Annotated in this window: 16 protein-coding genes; 5 read left to right on the top strand and 11 right to left on the bottom strand. The window is 45.4% G+C overall.

The genetic code is table 11. The features are described from left to right. Positions 1 to 995 (top strand): sensor histidine kinase (locus WBA89_RS14720; protein WP_424407606.1); only part of this gene is annotated, 995 nt, incomplete at its 5' end. Between the two features lie 324 nt (positions 996 to 1,319). Here the strand turns inward: WBA89_RS14720 and WBA89_RS14715 are convergent. Both WBA89_RS14715 and WBA89_RS14710 read right to left on the bottom strand, forming a co-directional pair. After that, positions 1,320 to 3,500, bottom strand: coding sequence for a Na-K-Cl cotransporter (locus WBA89_RS14715; protein WP_424407604.1), 2,181 nt, complete (start codon positions 3,498 to 3,500; stop codon positions 1,320 to 1,322). 407 nt (positions 3,501 to 3,907) lie between these two features. Then, complete coding sequence (locus WBA89_RS14710; protein ID WP_333423326.1) at positions 3,908 to 4,009, bottom strand: cytochrome b6-f complex subunit PetL; 102 nt, start codon at positions 4,007 to 4,009, stop codon at positions 3,908 to 3,910. Positions 4,010 to 4,089: 80 nt separating this feature from the next. Here WBA89_RS14710 and aroB point away from each other — a divergent pair, with 80 nt between their 5' ends. Then, positions 4,090 to 5,184 carry a 3-dehydroquinate synthase gene (aroB, locus tag WBA89_RS14705; protein WP_424407601.1) on the top strand — a complete coding sequence of 365 codons (1,095 nt, stop codon included), beginning with the start codon at positions 4,090 to 4,092 and terminating at the stop codon, positions 5,182 to 5,184. 463 nt (positions 5,185 to 5,647) lie between these two features. On the opposite strand, the gene WBA89_RS14700 is transcribed toward aroB, so the two are convergent. Next, positions 5,648 to 6,418 (bottom strand): tetratricopeptide repeat protein, encoded by a 771-nt coding sequence (locus WBA89_RS14700; protein ID WP_424407599.1) that lies wholly within the window; start codon positions 6,416 to 6,418, stop codon positions 5,648 to 5,650. A gap of 195 nt (positions 6,419 to 6,613) precedes the next feature. Here WBA89_RS14700 and WBA89_RS14695 point away from each other — a divergent pair, with 195 nt between their 5' ends. Next, positions 6,614 to 7,456, top strand: a complete 843-nt coding sequence (locus WBA89_RS14695; protein WP_424407597.1) for an SPFH domain-containing protein — start codon at positions 6,614 to 6,616, stop codon at positions 7,454 to 7,456. Here WBA89_RS14695 and folP read toward each other — a convergent pair. From folP to tpiA, 3 genes are all read right to left on the bottom strand, one after another. Next, positions 7,447 to 8,316, bottom strand: a complete 870-nt coding sequence (folP, locus tag WBA89_RS14690; protein ID WP_424407595.1) for a dihydropteroate synthase — start codon at positions 8,314 to 8,316, stop codon at positions 7,447 to 7,449. The two genes, WBA89_RS14695 and folP, sit on opposite strands and share 10 nt — an antisense overlap. 102 nt (positions 8,317 to 8,418) lie before the next feature. Then, positions 8,419 to 8,979: a Uma2 family endonuclease gene (locus WBA89_RS14685; RefSeq protein ID WP_424407593.1), complete on the bottom strand. Its 561-nt coding sequence runs from the start codon at positions 8,977 to 8,979 to the stop codon at positions 8,419 to 8,421. Positions 8,980 to 9,249: 270 nt separating this feature from the next. Then, entirely contained in the window at positions 9,250 to 9,975 is a 726-nt protein-coding gene (gene tpiA, locus WBA89_RS14680) for a triose-phosphate isomerase (RefSeq protein WP_424407591.1), read from the bottom strand. A gap of 162 nt (positions 9,976 to 10,137) precedes the next feature. Between tpiA and tnpB the strand changes: the two genes are divergently transcribed. Further along, positions 10,138 to 11,313 carry an IS200/IS605 family element RNA-guided endonuclease TnpB gene (gene tnpB / locus WBA89_RS14675; protein ID WP_424407589.1) on the top strand — a complete coding sequence of 392 codons (1,176 nt, stop codon included), beginning with the start codon at positions 10,138 to 10,140 and terminating at the stop codon, positions 11,311 to 11,313. Between the two features lie 19 nt (positions 11,314 to 11,332). Here tnpB and WBA89_RS14670 read toward each other — a convergent pair whose 3' ends face one another. Continuing rightward, entirely contained in the window at positions 11,333 to 11,518 is a 186-nt protein-coding gene (locus WBA89_RS14670; protein WP_424407587.1) for a PCP reductase family protein, read from the bottom strand. Between the two features lie 436 nt (positions 11,519 to 11,954). Between WBA89_RS14670 and WBA89_RS14665 the strand changes: the two genes are divergently transcribed. Further along, a complete protein-coding gene (locus tag WBA89_RS14665) occupies positions 11,955 to 12,701 on the top strand; it encodes a uracil-DNA glycosylase family protein (protein WP_424407585.1) in 747 nt (248 codons plus the stop codon). 157 nt (positions 12,702 to 12,858) lie between these two features. Here WBA89_RS14665 and WBA89_RS14660 read toward each other — a convergent pair whose 3' ends face one another. The 4 genes from WBA89_RS14660 to WBA89_RS14645 all read right to left on the bottom strand — a co-directional run. Then, positions 12,859 to 14,376, bottom strand: a complete 1,518-nt coding sequence (locus WBA89_RS14660; RefSeq protein WP_424407583.1) for a hypothetical protein — start codon at positions 14,374 to 14,376, stop codon at positions 12,859 to 12,861. 675 nt (positions 14,377 to 15,051) lie between these two features. After that, positions 15,052 to 18,891 (bottom strand): GAF domain-containing protein, encoded by a 3,840-nt coding sequence (locus WBA89_RS14655; RefSeq protein ID WP_424407581.1) that lies wholly within the window; start codon positions 18,889 to 18,891, stop codon positions 15,052 to 15,054. 409 nt (positions 18,892 to 19,300) lie between these two features. After that, positions 19,301 to 20,680 carry a photosystem II reaction center protein CP43 gene (psbC, locus tag WBA89_RS14650; RefSeq protein WP_424407579.1) on the bottom strand — a complete coding sequence of 460 codons (1,380 nt, stop codon included), beginning with the start codon at positions 20,678 to 20,680 and terminating at the stop codon, positions 19,301 to 19,303. A 156-nt stretch (positions 20,681 to 20,836) separates the two neighbouring features. Beyond that, positions 20,837 to 21,076, bottom strand: a 240-nt coding sequence (locus WBA89_RS14645; protein WP_424407577.1) for a photosystem II protein D2, incomplete at its 5' end; no start/stop codon positions are given.

The following is a 21,076-nucleotide window of genomic DNA, read 5'->3' as shown; positions in this document are numbered from 1 at the left end:
TTTTGATCGGCTTAGTATTTTGCCTGGGTTCACTATTTGTTTTGCTTAGCGTTAATATCTATCATTACACGTTCCAGCAATTATTAGCAACACGAGTTACTCAAGAGGTTTACCGTCGCGCTCAAATCGCAACAGAGACTACCTTAGTTGAGCTAAAAAAAACCCAAGCCAAGCTGATTCACAGCGAGAAAATGTCCAGTCTCGGACAAATAGTGGCAGGTATTGCCCACGAAATTAACAATCCCATTGGTTTTATTCACGGCAACCTTAGATATATCGAGGAATATACTCAAGTAATACTGCACTTGATACAGCTTTATCATAAATACTTGCCACACCCTCCTACTGAAATTAAAACTGAACTAGAAGCGGTGGATCTTGATTTTGTGAAAAAAGACATTACCAAAATATTACAGTCTATGAATGTCGGTACTACCCGAATCAAAGATATTGTATTGTCGTTGCGTAATTTTTCTCGTTTAGATCAAGCTGAGTTTAAAGAAGTCGATATTCACGAAGGAATTGATAGCAGTCTGTTAATTTTAAGTCATCGCTTGAATGCTACTTCTACCCGCCCGCAAATTTCGGTTGTCAAGGAGTATGAAGCGCTGCCAAAAGTTGAGTGCTGTGCGGGACAATTGAACCAAGCATTTATGAATATTATCGCTAACGCTATTGATGCGATTGATGAAAGAAGCGATGGAGAAAACACTAATCAACTTGAAAAACTTTTAGGTCAGATTACTATTCGGACATCTGTAGCGGATGGATTTATTAAAATTGCGATCGCCGATAATGGATGCGGCATACCACAATCGATTCAAGGGCAAATATTCAATCCATTTTTCACCACCAAGGAAATCGGTAAAGGTACAGGAATGGGTTTGTCTATTAGCTATCACATTATTTGCGACAACCATCACGGTCAGCTAAATTGTTCCTCAATTCCGGGGAAACTAACGGAGTTTACAATTTTGATTCCAATCAAAATGTGATGGTGAGTATGTCGTAATACCAATTTAATAAATACTTGCTATAGATCAATTTCTAGCCCCCCCTTAACAAGGGGGGGTTGGGGGGGGTCTATGTAGCACTTATTTTGCAAAATGGTATAATATATAGCGGTTCTCAAAAAAGTGAGGATAGCCCAATGCCCTGCGCGGGCCTATCCCGGAATTGATATCATCTTTCGCTTGAAAGGCTATAGCCTTTCTCAAAAATGTGAGATCAATTCCGGTTGCAGTCAACAGTCAACAGTCAACAGTCAACAGTCAACAGTCAACAGTCAACATTCATGAGGATTGCAACCGGAATTGATCTCAAAGACTATTGCTCAAGATTTCTTCAAAGGCAAAATTAGGAGCTGCCAGCACAAAGAGAGTTGTGGGCAATCCTTTCGCCATGTTCTGCAAATTTTCATAGTATTGAGTGTAATCTTGGGTGTCTCCGGGTACAGCCATTCCTAAGAAAATTAGGTCGGCTTTTTCCGAAGAGTCGTGGAGAATCTGATGAAAGGTTCTGCCGTCGGCTACTAAGACTTGCGGCTGCGCTTCGATGCGTAAATCTGCGATCGCGCGGGCGAGATTGCTTTGGGCAGAACGAGCAGCATTCTGGTCTTTCACCACTAATTTGAGATTAATTGTAGCTTCTCGCCAATCGATTTCGGTGCGTAATAAATAAGCCAACAACAGCATCAAACTGCCGTTAGCTTTCAGTCCCCCCCACCAGACATCTATGCGGCGGCGCGCCCCAAATCCTCGATCGCGATTTTCTCGCAAAATAACGATGCTGCGGCCTCCGGCGTGAATCGCAGCGATGTTCTCACAGTATCCCGATCGCCGTTCTGGACTTTCGTTATCCCCCAGAAGAATTGTATTGGGAACCAAAGACCCCAACCCGTAGGCTTCGATCAACCGCTGGGCTCCTACAAAAGGATCGGCCGCCATGAAAACGCGCACCAGGGCTTGAACGCTTCTCTGTTCGAGGTAATCCCGGATAGTGGCTTCTAACTGCGTTTGTTGGGCTAAATTCCGGGAGCCGAGCGGCAGAATGGTGGCAACCGTAATTAGTCCTCGGTTGTGGGTAAACGCATCAGCTAGTTCGATCGACGACCAGTGTTTGGTTGGCGCACCAGATAATACCAAAATATGGGGGCGCCAGTTTTTAGTGTCTTCATCTGTACCCAATTTAAATATGCAAAAGCGCAAAATTGCCAGCCAAAGGCCCCGTCGCACGTCTCCCCATGCCGAGATCAATTCTCGTTGCTGCAGCCAGAAATAGATCCCTAGGACAATAATTCCAGCGATGACGGTGGCCACAGGATCGATTAAAAACATCACCCCCAAACAGCCCAAAGCCCCCAACAGAGATAGAGACCAATGGACGCGAAATGTGGGGCGAAACGAGGGACTTTGTAAAAATCCTTCTATCCCGGCGGCGGCGTTGAGAACTAAATAGGTGGTGAGGAAAAACATTGTCAGCACGGGGGCGATCAGGTTTAACTCGCCGATACAAACCGTCGCGGTTGCAATTCCCAGAGTTACTGCTGTCCCGATGCGCGGCTCATCACCCGCGCCGCTTCCTTGGCCGAGAAAGCTCATCCAGCGAGGAAATATCCCATCTCTAGCTAGCGCTTGCAAAACGCGGGGCGCGCCGAGAATGCTACCCAGGGCGCTGCTCAAGGTTGCTCCCCACACGCCTAACAAAATTGCTGGGCCCCACAGAGACATTTGTTTCATAATCAGGGGATTGTCGAGCAGGCTTTGGGTATCTGCCCGCATAGCCAGAATCAATGGTAATCCCATGTAGATCAAATATCCGGTTCCTACGGCAGCTAGCGTCCCTACGGGGATCGATCGACTGGGATCTCGCAAGTCTCCCGACATACTCACCCCGGCCATAATCCCTGTCACGGCGGGAAAAAACACGGCAAATACTGTCCAAAATGGCTCCCCGGAAGCCGGAGTTTGAAACATCTGCGGGTTGGGGATATCTAGGGGGTTGCCCAATAAAAGGGAGATCAAGGAAAGGACGATCGCTGCCATAATTGCGTACTGAGCGCGAATGGCGATTTCTGCGGAAGTCAAGGCCAATACTGCTACCAATACCGTTGTAATCAACGCTACGTACAACTGATTGAGTTGCGGGAAGGTTGCTACTACGCTTTCAGCAAACCCGATGGTGTAGAGGGCTACCGAGAGGGCTTGGGCAAGATAAAGGGGAATGCCCACAGCACCGCCAATTTCTAATCCTAGGGAACGACCGATCATGTAGTACGCTCCGCCGACCCGAACGACGCGATCCGTGGCGATCGCGCTTATAGAAAGCGAGGTTAAAAAGGTTATGCTGGTGGCGAGGGTGACGATAATCAACGTTCCCACCAAGCCCACATTCCCGACAACCCAACCAAAGCGCAGATACATGATTACGCCCAGGATCGTCAAAACTGAGGGCGTATAGACTCCCCCGAACGTTCCTAACCCAGATGATTTTTTCGTCATAAATACTTATTTCCAGAAATAACCATATAGCTTTTCGAGCGAAAGATGAGGTCTGCTAGGATTTTTCGTATTGGTAGTTTAGAAGTTATATATGAGCCGCCGTCACCTTTGTTTTTACCAAAATACTGGTCAAAAAATCTGAATAACGGTAAAAAAAACGGTGGAGCGATTGTGACTGTGCAAGCCATATAATTAAGGAGCAGCCGGTACTTTACGGAATTTGAAAACTGCTGTATATCTAATCTGGTTAATTATTTATGAAATCTATCCTCGAAGCGTTCGATTGACCGAAGCATTTGCGGGCTAAATCTTGCAGAAAAATTAAAGATTTTTTGCAGAAATACTTCGGTCAATCGGTATTTTTACCAGAATTTAAATGTTCTGGTTCTCACATTCTAATTTGTAAATTAGATGAGTTTGACAGCCCGCAGACCAAACATGATCACTGTGGCCAAGCCGACCATGCCGCCGAAAATCCCAAAATAAGCTATTGCTCCGGTAAGACTCATTGCAATTTCTCCCAAACAATCAATAAGAAGACATACACTAAGAACTATAATCTATAATCTAATATCTAAAATCAATAAATATGCACTCAGTGATAAAAGTTGACTTGGGGCCACAATCTTACAATGTTTGCGTGCGATCGGGCGGTTTAGACGAACTCGGCAGTTTGATGGGCGATCTAAGTTTAGGCAAAAAAGTTCTTTTGGTCTCGAATCAGTCGATTTTTCGGCATTACGGCGAAAGAGCAACCGCAGCCCTCGAATCGGCTGGGTTTGAAGTCAGTACCTGCATTTTACCACCGGGCGAACAGTACAAAACTTTAAATTCGGTGCAGAAAATCTACAATGAGGCTTTGGCTAACCGCTTAGAACGTTCCTCGACAATGGTGGCTTTGGGCGGCGGGGTGGTTGGGGATATCACCGGTTTTGCTGCCGCGACTTGGCTGCGGGGAATTAATGTGGTGCAGGTTCCGACTTCGCTGCTGGCGATGGTTGATGCTTCTATTGGCGGCAAAACGGGGGTAAATCATCCTTTGGGGAAGAATTTAATCGGGGCTTTTCACCAGCCGCGTTTGGTGTTGATTGACCCGGAGGTACTCAAAACTTTGCCGGCGCGGGAGTTTCGTTCGGCGATGGCGGAAGTGATTAAGTATGGGGTGATTTGGGATGCTGAACTTTTTGGGAAGTTGGAGAATTGCAAGCGTTTGGATCAAATGCGCTACGTGAAGGCGGATTTGCTGGCCCAAATTTTGAGCAGGTCTTGTCAAGCTAAGGCTGATGTGGTAAGCAAGGACGAGAAGGAATCTGGTTTGCGGGCGATTTTGAATTACGGTCACACGATCGGTCATGCTGTGGAAAGTTTGACGAATTATAAGGTCATCAATCACGGGGAAGGTGTGGCAATTGGCATGGCTGCGTCTAGCCGGTTGGCTGTGGAGTTGGGAATGTGGGATGCTGAGTGCGATCGCCGCCAGTCTGCTTTGATTGAAAAAGCGGGTTTACCTGCCAAGTTGCCCGCAGGTGTGGATGTTGAGGAGATTTTGAATACTTTGCAACTGGATAAGAAGGTGCAGGATGGCAAGGTGCGGTTTGTGCTGCCGGTGCGGTTGGGCGAGGCTGCTGTGAGCGATCGGGTGGACGGAAATGTGATTTTACAGGTTTTGAGGGAAATGCTTTAAGAAGTCATTAGTCATTAGTCATTAGTCATTAGTCATTAGTCATTAGTTAGTAGTTAGTAGTTAGTAGTTATACCATTTTTCTAAAGATGTGCTATGGATGAAGTCCGAAGCCCCCCCTTAATAAGGGGGGGTTGGGGGGGGTAATATCTAGCGCTACTTTATGAAATTGGTATTAGTCGTTAGTCGTTAGTCGTTAGGGCGGGCTGAATAAGTAGTCGTGCAAAATTAATTACACGAGATTTCGCGTGAAAGCCTTACCTAGCAAGGAGTCTTGATGTAATTAATTTTGTGCAGTTACTTAAGTCGGAGAAACCTCAAGATCGATCGATCGCACATTCAATCCGCCGACGAGCATAATTAAGATTGGTTTGACAGTTTTGAATCCAAGTTTTCAGAGTCACAAAACTTACCTTCAAAACCGTCAAACCGGGTTGATTCCAGGTAGATCGGACACGGTACGGTTTTAAGAGTCGCTCGACTGCGCGTTCATTTCTTCCAAAATTCGATCGACTCTAGTCGCCGCTTGAGTTCTGCCCTGCTGGATAAATAACTCCTTAGCTTTTTTGAGACTGGCTACTGCTTCGGCTTGCTTTTCCTTGTCTCCTTGCTGGAACAAACCGACTCCTAAATTGTTTAAAGCATCGGGATATCGATCGTTAATTTTAACGGCTTGCCTCCACTGCAAAATCGCCTCTGGCAACTGCCCCTGACTTGCCATCGCCACGCCCAAATCGTTGTAAGCTTTGGCGTGCTGCGGGTTGGCTTCAATTGCTTTCTGGAATTGGACGATCGCATCGCTCATTTTACCTTGCGCCGACAGCAGATTTCCCAACTTGTAATAAGCATCCGCTTGTTTGGGATAGCGAGCGATGATTTGTCGGTACAAAACTTCGGCATTGACCAGATTTCCTTGACCGTAGAGGTCGTTGGCAGTTCTCAAACCCACCGTGTAGCCTTTGCCTACAACTTGGCACTTTTTCTCGGAGTTGCCTTCCTGCTTGCAAATCCTGAGTTCGTCTCCCTTCATCTCGTAGGATATAACTTCGCGAACGGCAGGCGAACGGCGCGGTAGCTGCGAGTTTTGCGACTGCAAGTTTTGCGAGAGTTGCAGGGCGATTGGTTCAGCTTGTACCGGTTGGGCCACTGCAATGTGGCAGATTCCTGCACCCGCCAAAATGCTTGGGGCGATCCACTTCAAAGGTTTGAACAAGCGAAACTCTCGATCGTTTTTCATTTTTGTGGAAATGTGTTGTTGATATCCTGCGGTCAAATCGGGTACGTTAAGTCGGGCACATTAAGTCCCAGGCAATACGAGTAACTGTTAGGACTTATTAACAGTCGTGATATTTTAGCACTGTGCGGCTGATTTTGAGTTAAATTAGAGTATATTCCCGATCGATTCTCAGTCAACCTTAGCAGGAAAGTAGAAATGGGGCCGTCTATTCTCACCATGCTCGTTACGCTCATCCTCAGCTACGCTGTTAGCTCAAGCGTCAAAATAATCAGCGGCGGGGATGAAGCTTTAGTCGAACGTTTGGGTCAATACAAGCGCACCCTCAAGCCCGGATTCCACTTTATCAGTCCCTTGGTCGAAAAAGTCGTCTGCGTGGACACAAGCCGCGAACGAGTTTTAGATATTAAACCTCAGTCAGCAATCACGGGAGATAATGTGGCCCTTGAAGTCGATGCCGTTGTGTATTGGCGGGTCGTGAATTTGCAGAAAGCTTATTATGGAATCGATCAAATTGAAAATGCGATCGCCAACTTAGTTTTAACGACGTTTCGCGCTGAAATTGGTCGATTGCCCATGCAGGACATCTTGGGTTCCCGAGATGACATGAATAAAAAGTTACTCAAGAAGTTGGACGAAGCTACCGAAACTTGGGGCGTTAAAGTAATTCGCGTAGAAATTCAAAGCATTACACCTCCGAAAAGGGTGCAAGAAGCTATGGAATTGGAGCGGGCTACCAAGAGCGAATGGCAAGCAATGGTCAATAAGGCGATCGGCACTAAAGAGTATATGAGGCTCTTAGTTGAAGCTTTAGACTCCAATCCGAACAGCCAGCAAGTTTTGAAGTATTTAACAACTGAAAAATACTTAGATGCTCAACAAAAACTAGGCGAAAGCGACAACGCCAAAATTCTGTTTATGGACCCCAGAAATATGTCAGAAGCCCTCAACGAGTTGATGGGTAATATGCCGGATATTCCCACCGAAGTTAACGGCGGCGGGGAACTCAGAGTTATCGATACTCAAACCGCTCAAGATTGATTTCTGAAGATAGCGTCGGCCACCAGACAAACATCGTGCATTTCTTTGACATCGTGAACTCGCAAGATATCTGCCAAATTTGCGATCGCACCTGTACAAGCCGCCGCTGTCCCCCAAACTCTTTGTTTAGCTTCCGGCTGCTGCAAAATCTGACCGATGAAGCTTTTGCGGGATACTCCGACTAAAATCGGACAGTCCAAAACACGAAATTTTGGCAACTGTTGCAGAATTTCCAAACTTTGACTGTAAGTCTTAGCAAAGCCAATACCGGGATCGATAATTATCTGAGATTTGTCAATTCCAGCAGCAACTGCTGCCGCAATTCGATACTCTAAAAATTCCCCAATTTCCCCTATTAAATCCCGATAGTCAGTTAATTTTTGCATCGTCTGAGGAGTTCCCCGAATGTGCATCAAAATTATCGGCACTTTCAACTGAGCAACGGTTGACAGCATTTCTGAGTCAAAAGTTGCTCCCGAAATATCGTTGACCATATCGGCTCCAGCCTCAACTGCAGCTTTGGCAACATCCGCTCTGGTAGTATCCACCGAAATCGGAATATTTGCGAAAATATCGGTTTTTTGCCGCAGTATTTGTACGACAGGTATAACGCGATCGAGTTCCTCTGAAGAGGATATTTCCGCTGCACCGGGCCGCGTAGATTGACCGCCAACATCAATAATATCGACTCCGGATTTTACCATATTTTCAGCTTGCGCTAAAGCAGATTCTATGGTATAGAAATCGCCGCCGTCGCTAAAACTGTCAGGGGTAATATTCAAAACGCCCATTAAATAAGTGCGTTTTCCCCACTCGAAAGCTTTATTTCTAATAATAATTTTGGCTGAGTTAGGTGTCATGGCGAGTGAGATTTTAGATTCTAGATTTTAGGTTGGATATCCTGTCCGGTAGATTAGCATAACAAAAACGGTTTTTTTTGAGCCTGATGCGTCTAAGATTCTTCAACCAAAAATCAACCAGCTAAAAACATTATCAACCGTCAATTCTAACTCAATTCTATTAATAATTGGCAGCAGAGCTGTACCGAGGTACAATTCTACTTTTTGTCCGGGAAATACTGCTAAAATACTTTCTTCCTCTGGATCTAGCAACCAACCCAACTCAGTACCCTGTCGCGAAGAGTGCAGCAATTTACCAAGGACTTTTGTTTGGCTTTGGTTTGGGGATAAAATTTCGATCGACCAATCTGGATTAATTTCAAAGATGTTGGCAATTCTACCCGAAGGCAAAAAAGGAATTCTTTCCCAGCGGAATACTGCTATATCTGGTACGATCGCCATACCGCCAAAAGTGCAGCGCAATTCGGGAAAAGCCTTAGCAATTTTCCGAGATTCCGCTACTCGATCGACAGTCTCGCAGAGTGCGCCTCGAAGTGTGCTATGTTCGCCTTGAGGCATGGGTTTCTGAAGGATTTCTCCCTCAAGAAATTCTGAGGCTGGTTCAGTTTCAGCAAGTTTGAGGAACTCCTCTAAAGCGGGTTTGGCTTGCACGATCGCATTCATGGAACAATTCTCTCGATTCGAGAGAAACAAGAAAGAGGCACATGACAATTATAGGCGATCGATCGAACCTCGTATTATTGATCGTCCTCAAATAATTCCAGCCGTTGACATCAACGGAATTGAAAGAAGCTGACAGCCTAAAAGGTGGTTAGTTGCCCCATCATCAACTGGTACTGGAAGATTTTGGGGTAACTCGTACAGATTGTCATTTTTCAACATCAAAACGCCTCGTACAACCACCAATTAGCAATTACCAATTAGCAATACTAATTATTTATAATTGACAATTCGAGCAAAGCTCGCAGCTTCCAAACTCGCACCGCCTACCAAAACCCCATCAATCTCAGGCATCGCCATAACTTCATCAATATTCTCACCTTTGACAGAGCCGCCGTACTGAATCGGCACGTCAGGATTAGTCAATTTAGAGCGAATCAAACCAATAACTCGGTTAGCTTCCTTCGTTTCGCAAGTATCGCCAGTGCCGATCGCCCAAATCGGTTCGTAAGCTATTACTAAGTTATCTTGGTCAACACCAACCAAATCTTGGGCCAACTGAGAGAAAATGTGAGCTTCAGTTTCCCCTCCATCCCGCTGCTGCTTCGTCTCTCCCACGCACAGAATCGGAATTAAACCGTATTTTTGAGCAGCTTTCAGGCGCAAATTCACCGTTTCGTCAGTTTCCCCAAAATATTGACGGCGCTCGCTGTGGCCTACGATGACGTAGCGAACCCCAATTTCTGCCAACATTAGCCCGGAAATTTCGCCAGTAAAAGCTCCCGACTCTTCCCAGTGAACATTCTGAGCACCTAGTCTGATCCGGCCGCCGTGAAGGTTTTTCGAGAGGGCGCTCAAATCTGTGAAAGGAACGCAAAGCACGACTTCCCGTTCCTCTGGGGTTTCCGTCAAGCAGGACATGAATCCTTGAAGAAACTCTAGGGATTCTGCCCTAGTTTTGTACATTTTCCAGTTGCCAGCTATAACAATTTTACGCACTATTTTTTAAAATCCTTGTCCTTACAACGCAATATATAGTCTAAAGCTTTAGGGTACATTTCGATCCCTTATCAAAAAAATGGGTCTCAAACCCCGTATTTTAAGACGGCTTTACATTTAGACTGTCCTGTGTTACCATAGTATCACTGGTTTGGTAAAAAAATGTTAAAAGCCTTCAAGTACAGAATCTATCCGACAAGTGAGCAATCTGTTTTGCTTGCCAAGTCGTTTGGATGTACTAGATGGTTCTATAACTATGCCCTCAACTTAACGTCTGAAACTTACAAGCAAACGGGCAAGGGGTTAAGCAGAAATGAAATAATCAAACTTCTACCCTCCCTGAAGAAAGAGTATGAGTGGTTGGCTGAAGCACCGTCACAAGTATTACAGCAAGCTGCTTTAAATCTTTCTAGTGCTTTCCTTCACTTCTTCGAGGGTAGGGCCAAATATCCCAACTTCAAAAAGAAACAAAACAGACAGTCTATTAGATTTCCTCAAGGTTGTAAATTAAAAGATGATACATTGAAACTGCCTAAGATTGGTGAGGTTCGTTGTAAAGTCTCACGACAACCAGAGGGTACTCTAAAGTCTGTTACAGTTTCAGTTAATCCATCGGGGGAATACTTGGCGGCTTGCCTCTATGATAATGGCAAAGACTCACCTAAGAAATCAACAGAAGGAAAAGCCATTGGCATAGACGTGGGAGTAACTCACTATGCTGTTACATCCGATGGAACCAAACATGGAAATCCCAAATACTATCGAAAGTATGAAAAGAGATTAGCGAAGAGACAAAAACAATTAAGTCATAAGCTTAAAGGGTCAGGCAACCGCAATAAAGCTAGGGTTAAAGTTGCCAAAGTTCACGCTAAGATAGTTCGATGTCGCGAAGATTTTCTGCACAAACTAAGTCGTAAATTAGTTGACAAAAACCAAGTCATAGTTGTCGAAAATCTAGCAGTTAGAAACATGGTTCAAAACCACAAACTAGCTAAATCTATCAGTGATGCTGGTTGGGGACAATTCTGCACCATGTTGAAGTACAAGTCTGAGTGGGCAGGAAAAACCTACATCGAAGTAGATAGGTTCTATCCCAGTTCTAAGACTTGTAATAACTGTTTAAATCGCGTGGATAGCTTGAGTTTGGATGTTCGTAGTTGGCAATGTCCTAAATGTGGAGAAAACCATGATAGAGATATTAATGCTGCTAAGAATATTCGAGATGAAGGTTTACGAATTTTGACGGCAGGGCATACCGTTACTGCTTCGGGAGGGAGAGTAAGACCAAGTAAAGGCACTGCTTTTACAAGGCATCTCCCTGTGAACGAAGAATCCTAGCCCTTTGGGGCGGGGAGTGTCAATGCCCAAACTCGATGCGAGCTTGGTCAACTAAGTCAATGGTGATGACTTCTGTTTCGGCTTCGCGGGCCAATTGCTCGATGCGGACGCGGGCTTGTCCCCGGACAAAATAGGGAATATTTTTCAACTTGGCCTTGGCTTCGGGCGTCCATTTTAAATCGTCTGAGAATTCGGAATCTGGCATGGCGTATTGGTCGATCGACTGCAAGCGCTCAGTTTGCTATATTGAAAACAGCCTGTATGACTGAATTTACCATGTTCGGGCGCGGGCGATCGAACTGGGCTTGACTCGGCGGTTAAAACCGAGACTCTACACAAACAAAGCTAACCGTAGCTAACCGTAGGGTGCGTCAGGGGCCCCGAATCCTCGATCGGGCGACGAAAACATTCAGCCCCCTGACGCACCCTACAATAACTGCCCAAAAGAAATAGCCGCCACAAAGACGATGATTGGGGAGTGAGCGGTATGTGCTTGTTAAGCAAGACAACAAATCGATGGAGCCACCGAGAGGTTATCTTTGAGAATCAGAAGTTTCTGCTGCGGCTCGTCTCAACCGTTAGACAGCCAGATTCCCTGTTAAACTATAAGAAAGACTGTCTCAGTTGAGACCTCCTTAATAATGTCTGAGAAAAATTTGTTATCTGAAATTACTCACTGCCCTCATGCACGGAAATGTCTAGAAGATCCTTCTACAGAAAATCCCTGCCGTGACATAGTTAATTCTCAAAAATCGCTCGATTTAGACAAGTTTCAAATACCTGAACCTTGGAGTGGACAGATCGAGCAAGCGTCTATTCTTTTTTTGAGTTCAAATCCATCAATTGGTTCTGATGAAGTCTACCCCACTTGGTGTTGGTCAGATAACGATATAAACAATTACTTTAATTATCGTTTTGGAGGAGGGCAAAAGGATTGGATTATCAATGGTAAACAATCCTTGATGAAGGATGGGACATATAGTCGTGCTGTTAAGTTTTGGGCAGCAGTCCGTAAACGTGCGATTGAATTATTGCAACGGGATGTTAATCCAGGAATTGATTATGCTCTCACCGAAATAGTACATTGCAAATCTCATTCTGAAATTGGCGTAGAACAAGCTCAGGCTCAATGCGTAAAAGCCTATTTATTGAGGACTTTAGAACTATCAAGAGCAAAAGTTATTGTGGTTCTAGGAGCTCCTGCGCGCCAAGCGATCCAAAGTCAATTCAATATTTCCTCAACAGCTTCGATATCCGAGTCCATTAAAATCGGGGACTATGAGAGATTTTTTGCTTTTCTTCCACATCCAAATGCGCGAATGCCTCGTTCTTTTATTAAGTGCTTACAGGATGATGAACTTGAAAGTCTACGTGCTTCTTTGCGATAGCATCAAATCATAGGGAGAGACACGGGCAGTCGCACAAGCCCATCTACACCAAGCGTCGCAAGTCTATCGGTGAAGTAATGCTGTAGAAAATAGCGATCGCTAAACCTATTGATATTACTCGTTAAGCAATCTTTGCCACAATACCGCTTAGAAAAACCTAGGCAAACCTGGGTAAGCTCTGCGGTATAAGCTTTAAACATTCTTTCTTAGCGCTTACGCTTCCTCTCTGGTCGAGGTTGACCAAGAAACTCCAGTTAAAAACGCTATAATAATCACAACGACGTGATATTTTAGCGGAACGTTTGATATTTTTATTTAGTTGGTTCCACTCGCGACCTACGTGCTTTTCCGAGTTCACCTCAGAATAGGCGGTTAAGGAGCGAGGTATTTTTTCACCTAATTTCATAGCCCTACGAGCAATTACCAGTGCAGCCGATTCGTCACTGGCTAAGCCATACATTCTTAAATATTTTACCAATCCAATAATACTGGAATAAGCCGGGTTAACTGCAATCAACTCAATTCCACGATTCAACAAAATAGAACAGAGTTGTTTGTAGAACTCACTGTATGCCCAGCCCGACAGCATCCGGGCATATTTTCTACCTTTCTCTCCCAGTGATTGCTTTTTTGTTGAAAAATCAAGTTCTTCACAAACCACGGGACATTCAAATTCCGTGGCTTTCGTTGCTAGTTGCAGGCAAGCATCAACAATCTGAGCTTGTTGCTTGCCGTTAGGTAAGCCCATCTGCAATGGAATCTGCCCTTTGGCTTTGAGATTTCCTTCAGTATCGACATAAGCCCAGCCAACAGAGCCGGGATTCATATCGATACCAATGCAACCGTACATTCTCCCTCTAGAAACTTGATTCACAGGATTTGGGGTAAACTGCACGGCAATAACCCACTTTCCGTTCTTGCGATAGAAATGCCAGGTATACGCCCCGCATTCTGGTAGCCTATTTATGTTGCGATTGAAATCACCAACCTCAGAAGACACGGTTTTTCCAAATCGTGATTCTAAATATTTGGGGACTCTAAAAGTTATTTTTTTCCCATTCCACTGGGAGACTTGATTGCCGAAAGACTCGTCTTTAGAGCCGACGATAAAAATATCCCCGTTAGGGATGAAAACTTTGATTGGCTTGACCCTTAAGTGTTTAATTCTGTTAGCCAACAGAGTCAGTTTGCGCTTCTTATTGTGTATTTGAAAGCGTAAGTTATGCCAATTTGTAGACTTATACTGGAGCGAGCAGGCTATGGGGAAATTGCAGCCCGTTTTCGAGTTTTGCCATTTTTTCTTGGCATAAAATTTACGAGCTAATACCAGTTTGCGTTCGGTTTTTTTGAGCCACGCACTAATAGATTTAATCTTTCCTTCAATAGTTTTTATGTGTAGAATCCTGTGTTCTTTAGCGCCGTCTACACGACCTTTGGCGGAGCTAATTACGCCATTTGCGTGGCGCTTATTGATGCCATAGGTTTGCTGTAGGTGCGTGTTCCAGTCAGATTTCTTGAAGTCTGTATTCAAGAGTAAGTGGTTGACTGTTTCAATGCTTGCAGCCCTAAAGATTGGGGCGTAAGCTTCTAAGAACATCTCGAAATCTGTAAATCCTAGTTCGTTAAGCTCATTCGTTGGCGTAGGCAAGCCTTTGCAATAAGTTAGGGTAGCCATTGATTCGACCTCTCAATGCGGTTGTATCTTTGTATATTAATTGCTTCGCGCAGAATTCGCAAGATTTTGAATGAGTTCTTTATTTCCGAAACGTTGCTGGCGAGGTCTTCTTCAAAGGTTGCGTCTTTTTTCGCTCAAAATCACCAATGCTAATCAGTCTGTTCATTAATTTACCGAGAATCTAGTTCCTAAATCCTAGGTAAATCTAGGTAAACTGTCAACTGTAGCCTACCCTCACTTCTTCCTGATCCAACTCAATCCCCAATGAATATAGAACAAGTAGATGCACCCTGATGACAACCTTCGGCTTTAAGCTGAAGGTTTTTTATTATATCACCAACTCTTCAAAGTGATTCAAACATTGCTGAAAAATCTGGTAACGCCGCACACTCTTCCTCAAATGCTTCCGCATCCCCCACATCTTCAACCTCGTATTGCATAATGCGGCCAGGGGACTGTTAGCTAACCTACAATAACTCGGGGAGGACAACACTAATGACTGATGACTGATGACTAATGACTAATGACTGATGACTGTTGACTGTTGACTGTTGACTGTTTTTAGTGGTCAGTGGTTATTTGTTAATTATTAGTTGTTCGTTCTAATTACCAATAAGAACTAACCAATAACTACTAACTACTAATGACTAATGACTAATGACTAATGACTAATGACTAATGACTGTTGACTATTGACTGCTGACTAATCGGAATCTCGATCGCAAACTCAGTACCTTTGCCCAATTGAGAACTACACTTAAAAACACCGCCGTGTTTCTCTACCACAATTTGGTAACTAATTGAAAGTCCCAATCCAGTACCTTTTCCCACCGGCTTAGTGGTGAAAAAAGGGTCAAATATTCGTTGTATCATAGATTCCGAAATTCCCTTGCCGCTGTCAGAAATCCGAATCACCACACTAGGAACATTGCCAGGAAGTTGACCGACAGCAGTAGAGATTATAATTTGAGGAGTCACAGATTGGCGATCGAGACATTTGTCCGACTCCAAAGCATCGATCGCATTTCCGAGTACATTCATAAACACCTGATTCAACTGTCCGGCATAACACTCAACCAGAGGCAAAATGCCGTACTCTTTAACTAGCACAATATTTTCACTGTCAGGATTAGACTTCAGCCTGTGCTGCAAAATTAACAGCGTGCTGTCAATACCTTCGTGAATATCAACCGCCTTCATTTGACTTTCGTCCAGACGAGAGAAATTTCTCAAAGACAGAACAATTTGACGGATGCGATCTGCTCCCACCTTCATCGACGATAGCAATTTCGGCAAATCTTCCAGCAGAAATTCCAAGTCAATTTCTTCGGTCAATTCAGCAATCTCAGGACTAGAATCTGGATATTGCTGCTGGTAAAGTTCCAGCAAACTCAGCAAATTTTCAGTATAATCACTGGCGTGATTGAGATTTCCGTAAATAAAATTAACGGGATTGTTAATTTCGTGAGCAATGCCGGCCACCAGTTGCCCCAAACCCGACATTTTTTCAGTCTGAATCAATTGAGCTTGAGTTTGCTGCAAATCCTTTAAATTTTGAGCTATTTGTGCTGATTGCCGTCTAGTTTCAGCCAGCAAATCGGCTTGTTGGATAGCTACGCCCAACTGATTGGCAATTTGAGCTAAAAACTTAACTTCTGAACTTTCCCAGCAGCGGGTTCCTGAATGTTGATAAGCTGCGAGCAAACCCCAAAGTTCTTGTCCTACAAAAATCGGGGCGATCGCATAAGCCTTCACCTGAAATTGCTCTAAAATATCAACATGACACTCCGAGTGACCGGCTTGGTAGATATCCTCAACAGCTAGAGTTTCATTATTGCGATACCTGCCGCCTCGGTTTGACTGCAAACAAGTATCTTGCCAAACCGTATTGATACCTTCTCCTACCAATTTTATCCAGCCATCTTTGACAAACTCAGCAACATATTCGCCGCTCCAATCAGGATTAAAGCCATAGACAGCAATTCTATCGACTTGCATAAACTCACAAACTTCTTGAGTTGCCGTCTTAAAAATCGCGTTGATATCGAGAGATTCTCGAATCTTGGCTACCACTTCAAACAGTATCCGCTGTTGCTCGGCAGCCCACTGGAGATCGATCGTTTGCTGGCGCGTTTGAGCGAGCAAATCTGCTTGTTCTAATGCTACGCTCAACTGAGCTCCGACTTGCGTAGCAAACTGAATTTCGGAAGTGTTCCAATCCCGCGAACCGCTGCACTGGTGGACGCACAGCAAACCCCAAAGTTCGCTGCCATTCATCAGCGGCACAATCACTTGAGCTTTAATTTGAAATTGAGCTAAAATAGCAGCGTGGCAGTCTGAAAGTCCCGCATTTTCGATGTCAGGCAGCACTTGAATGCGTCCCTGACTGTATTTATTCGCGTAGTTTTCGCCAAAACATCGATCGCGAATTTTTACATCAATTGCCGAACAAAAACCAGGCAAAACATCTTCGGTAATAAATTCGCCTTCATTAAACTTTGAACTGCGGTCAAAGCGATAAACCCCAACTCTGTCTGCATTTAAAATCCGCCGCAGTTCTGTAGTTGTAGTGCGAAAAATTGTATCTAAATCGAGAGATTCTCGAATTTTAGCAACCACCTCAAACAGTATCCGCTCCTGCTCGGCTGCCCGCTGCAAATCAACTGCTTGCTGCTGAGTTTGAGCGAGCAAATCTGCTTGTTCTAGGGCGATGCTGAGCTGAGCGGAAATTTGGGTAACAAACTGAATTTCCGAAGATTCCCAGTTTCGGGGAGCCGAACACTGGTGCACGCACAGCAACCCCCAAAGGTCGTTGCCTTTCATTACCGGTGCAACTAAAGTAGCTTTCACCTGAAATTGATCTAATATTTGCCGAAAACAATCTGGGAGTCCGACTTGTCTGATATCGGGCAGTGCGTGAACTCGCCCCCTAGAGTAGAGCTGGGCGTATTTTTCTCCAAAGCAACGATCGTGTACTTTAACTGCCATTGCTGACAGAAAATCTGGCAAAACATCTTCGGCAACAAATTCGCCATCCTTAAAATCCGACGCGGGATCGAAGCGGTAAACCCCAACGCGATCGGCATTTAAAGCCCGCCGCACTTCCTGGGACATCGTACTAAAAATCCTGTTCAAGTCTAGGGATTCCCGCATTTTTGCCACGACTTCAAACAGCACTCGCTGCTGTTGGGTCAACTGCTGCAGTTGATCCGTGCGCTCTTGAACTTGATTTTCTAAATTAACATTAAGTTCTTCTATTTTTTGGTGAAGCTGTGAGTGGTGAATTGCCTGAGAAAAGTTAATGCTAAAAGTTTGTACTAATTCAATTTCTTCTGGATTCCAGTCACGAACTTGAGCAATTTTTGACTCTTTCCACATTTCAAAAGATATCCGACATTGGGCGAGCCGCCCGTCGGCATCTAACTGTCCGGCCCAGAGAGTTTCGGTGTCAAATTCTTCTCGAAAAATGCTCAAGTAACCGAATATTTGCTGGCTGGTTCTGAGGGGTACGATTAAAATGCTGCGAATTTTGGTCGATCGAAATGCAGGTTGCAGGCTTCTCAAACTGCTAATTTTGTACAAGTCGGGAATTGCCCAAACTTGTTGTTCGCCGGATTTAAAATATTCGTGCCAGACGCTGTATTGCTCTACCTGCTGGTATTTTGCCGAAATTTGCATTCTCGGCCCGGAGCCGCAAGTGTAGACTTTGAGTGTGGGAGTGGAATTGTCCGAGTCTGGATGTAAACTGGTGATTTTGCTGCTGTCGAAAATGCAAAGCCTGCCGCCGGCTCCGCCTAGTGCAGCTACACATTCTGCCAACGCTGCTTGCAGTTCCATCGCGGGCTGGGAGTGCAGGGCGGCGGCGACGCGGTTGATGGCAGCTTCCCGCTGAGCTTTCGCTTGGCTTCGGGCGAGGAGGGCTGATTGGGCTATGGCTGCGCCGAGCTGATCTGCGACCATCTGAACGCCTTGCAGTTCGTCTTCTGTGACACTCCGGGATTTGGAGTGGTGAGATACCAACAACCCCCAGAATTCTGCGCCGTGAAAAATTGGTAATACTAAGGAAGCTTTGACGCCGAGTGCCGTCAAGTATTCAGCGTGGCAGGGGTCGATCGGCCTGTACCGCACTTCGTCGGGCAGCAGTTGGCCCGAAACCGCATCGCGGCGGGGACTTTGGCCTAGCAGCCCGGAATCGATATCGGCGATCGATCGCACTTGTAGTTGCGCGAACAGTTGGCGGGCTTCAGGGGGAATATCGTCTGCTGGAAAATGCAGTCCCAATAAAGATGGCAAGCGGTTGCCGTTAATTGATTCGGCAATCACTTCACCGCTGCCGTCGCTATGAAATTTGTAGATTTTTACTCTGTCTGTTCCTAAGAAAAATTGAACTTCGGCTGCTGTGGCGCTGAGAATTTCTGGCAGTTCTAGGGAGCGGCGAATGCGGTTGACAATGCGCGAGAGCAAATTTGCTCGATCGTAGTTCACCTTGACATTTTCGATTTTTAATGAGTCCATTATTGATTTTTTGCTTTCCCAGCAATAACAGTAAGCGGCTCAAAAGTTTTGTGCGTGTTTAAAAAATTGGCAAGCACAGCCATTTAATAAAATATGAATATCCCGCGATAGTCGATGAGTTTTGTACCCTTAGCAAGCTGCCTTCAAACTGTAACTTCTCATTACAACTTTCAACTTTGTACAATTAAAACTTTTCTAGTTTAAATATAAACTTTGTAGAGCCTGCGTTGCAAGGTGTTCACCCGAACTCTTGAGAATTGTCAAGTTTTAAGAATTGCACAGTCACTCAGAGAAAGGTCGTTCGACCTTTCTCTGCGCTTGTTCTAGATATTTACTCAAAAATAAGCTCCTGCCGCGCGAGCAGGAGCTTTTTTTGACTAGACCATCAAATCAACACAAGTTCGATCGATTAGTCTAAGTCTGGCATAGAAAGTACCGCTTCATTTTCGCGATCGATACCCTTCTCAAAACCAGCAACAGCAGCGCGAGCGCGACCCGCGTGCCACAAGTGGCCGACCAAGAAAAAGAAACCCACCACAAAGTGGAAACAGGACAACCAAGAACGAGGAGACGTGAAGTTAAACGAGTTAACTTCAGTTGCCACGCCGCCCACAGAGTTCAAAGAACCCAAAGGAGCGTGAGTCATGTATTCAGCAGCGCGGCGAGCTTGCCAAGGCTGAATATCGTTTTTGATTTTGTTCAAGTCCAAACCGTTAGTACCGCGCAAGGGTTCCAACCAAGGGCCTTGGAAATCCCAGAAACGCATCGTTTCACCGCCGAAAATGATTTCGCCAGTAGGAGAGCGCATCAGGTACTTACCCAGACCGGTAGGGCCTTGTGCAGAACCGACGTTAGCACCCAAGCGCTGGTCGCGGATCAGGAAGGTCAAAGCTTGTGCTTGAGAAGCTTCCGGGCCCGTCGGGCCGTAAAATTCGCTAGGGTAAGCAGTGTTGTTGAACCAGACAAAACAGGCAGCGATAAAGCCCATGAGGGACAAAGCGCCCAAGCTGTAGGACAGGTAAGCTTCACCAGACCAGATTAAGGCGCGGCGAGCCCAGCCGAAAGGCTTGGTCAAAATGTGCCAAACACCGCCACCGATACAAATCAAGCCGAGCCAGATGTGACCGCCGATGATGTCTTCCATGTTGTTGACGCTGACAATCCAGCCTTCGCCACCAAAAGGAGAACGAGTCAAGTAGCCAAGAATCACAGCCGGGTTGAGAGTTGGGTTCGTGACAATACGCACGTCGCCGCCGCCTGGAGCCCAAGTGTCGTAGACACCGCCGAAGAACATGGCTTTAGCAACCAGCAACAAGCAGCCGCCACCCAATAAAATCAGGTGATAGCCGATGATGTTGGTCATTTGGTTTTTGTCTTTCCAGTCGTAGCCGAAGAACGAAGAATATTCTTCGAGAACTTCCGGGCCGCGAATGGCGTGATAAATGCCGCCCAAACCGAGAACAGCAGATGAAATCAAGTGAAGAACGCCGACTACGAAGAACGGGAAGATATCAATGACTTCACCGCCGGGGCCGACGCCCCAACCCAAAGTAGCTACGTGGGGCATCAAAATTAGCCCCTGTTCGTACATGGGCTTTTCTGGGATAAAGTGAGCGACTTCAAACAAAGTCATTGCTCCAGCCCAGAACACGATCAAACCAGCGTGAGCGACGTGCGCGCCCAGCAGTTTGCCTGAGAGATTGATTAAACGAGCGTTGCCAGACCACCAAGCGAACCCGGAGGATTCTTGGTCGCGACCGCTTACGTAAGAATTAGAGAGCGTTACCACGCGGTAGAACCTCCAACGATTTTAGATTTTGGATTTGGGCTTTTTTCTTCCTGGGGCGGGCGCGGTAATCCTGCGCTCGCCCCAGGAATAGGAATTTGGATTTCTAATGTGAATTTAAAAAACTTAAATTAATCTGAAATCCAAATCCTGATTTTTTTAAAGTGCGTTACCGCGAGGCAGAACTTCTTCAGGGAAGATGAAGTTTTCGTGAGGTTGGTCTGTTGGAGCCATCCAAGCACGAATGCCTTCGTTAATCAGAATGTTCTTAATGTAGAACGTTTCAAACTCAGGATCTTCAGCCGCGCGCAATTCTTGGGAAACGAAGTCGTAGGCGCGCAGGTTTAAAGCTAAACCGACGATGCCAATGGAACTCATCCACAAGCCCGTGACGGGTAC

This window comes from Microcoleus sp. (assembly GCF_049646505.1).
Lineage (GTDB): Bacteria > Cyanobacteriota > Cyanobacteriia > Cyanobacteriales > Microcoleaceae > Microcoleus.
Note: the sequence above shows the minus strand (reverse complement) of the source record. Positions and strands in the feature narration are given on the sequence as shown.

What these genes read in the sequence shown, in the direction of transcription:
- WBA89_RS14715 (WP_424407604.1), bottom strand. Translation starts at nt 3,500, where the DNA reads ATGACGAAAAAATCATCTGGGTTAGGAACGTTCGGGGGAGTCTATACG.
- WBA89_RS14710 (WP_333423326.1), bottom strand. Translation starts at nt 4,009, where the DNA reads ATGAGTCTTACCGGAGCAATAGCTTATTTTGGGATTTTCGGCGGCATG.
- aroB (WP_424407601.1), top strand. Translation starts at nt 4,090, where the DNA reads ATGCACTCAGTGATAAAAGTTGACTTGGGGCCACAATCTTACAATGTT.
- WBA89_RS14700 (WP_424407599.1), bottom strand. Translation starts at nt 6,418, where the DNA reads ATGAAAAACGATCGAGAGTTTCGCTTGTTCAAACCTTTGAAGTGGATC.
- WBA89_RS14695 (WP_424407597.1), top strand. Translation starts at nt 6,614, where the DNA reads ATGGGGCCGTCTATTCTCACCATGCTCGTTACGCTCATCCTCAGCTAC.
- folP (WP_424407595.1), bottom strand. Translation starts at nt 8,316, where the DNA reads ATGACACCTAACTCAGCCAAAATTATTATTAGAAATAAAGCTTTCGAG.
- WBA89_RS14685 (WP_424407593.1), bottom strand. Translation starts at nt 8,979, where the DNA reads ATGAATGCGATCGTGCAAGCCAAACCCGCTTTAGAGGAGTTCCTCAAA.
- tnpB (WP_424407589.1), top strand. Translation starts at nt 10,138, where the DNA reads ATGTTAAAAGCCTTCAAGTACAGAATCTATCCGACAAGTGAGCAATCT.
- WBA89_RS14670 (WP_424407587.1), bottom strand. Translation starts at nt 11,518, where the DNA reads ATGCCAGATTCCGAATTCTCAGACGATTTAAAATGGACGCCCGAAGCC.
- WBA89_RS14665 (WP_424407585.1), top strand. Translation starts at nt 11,955, where the DNA reads ATGTCTGAGAAAAATTTGTTATCTGAAATTACTCACTGCCCTCATGCA.
- WBA89_RS14660 (WP_424407583.1), bottom strand. Translation starts at nt 14,376, where the DNA reads ATGGCTACCCTAACTTATTGCAAAGGCTTGCCTACGCCAACGAATGAG.
- WBA89_RS14655 (WP_424407581.1), bottom strand. Translation starts at nt 18,891, where the DNA reads ATGGACTCATTAAAAATCGAAAATGTCAAGGTGAACTACGATCGAGCA.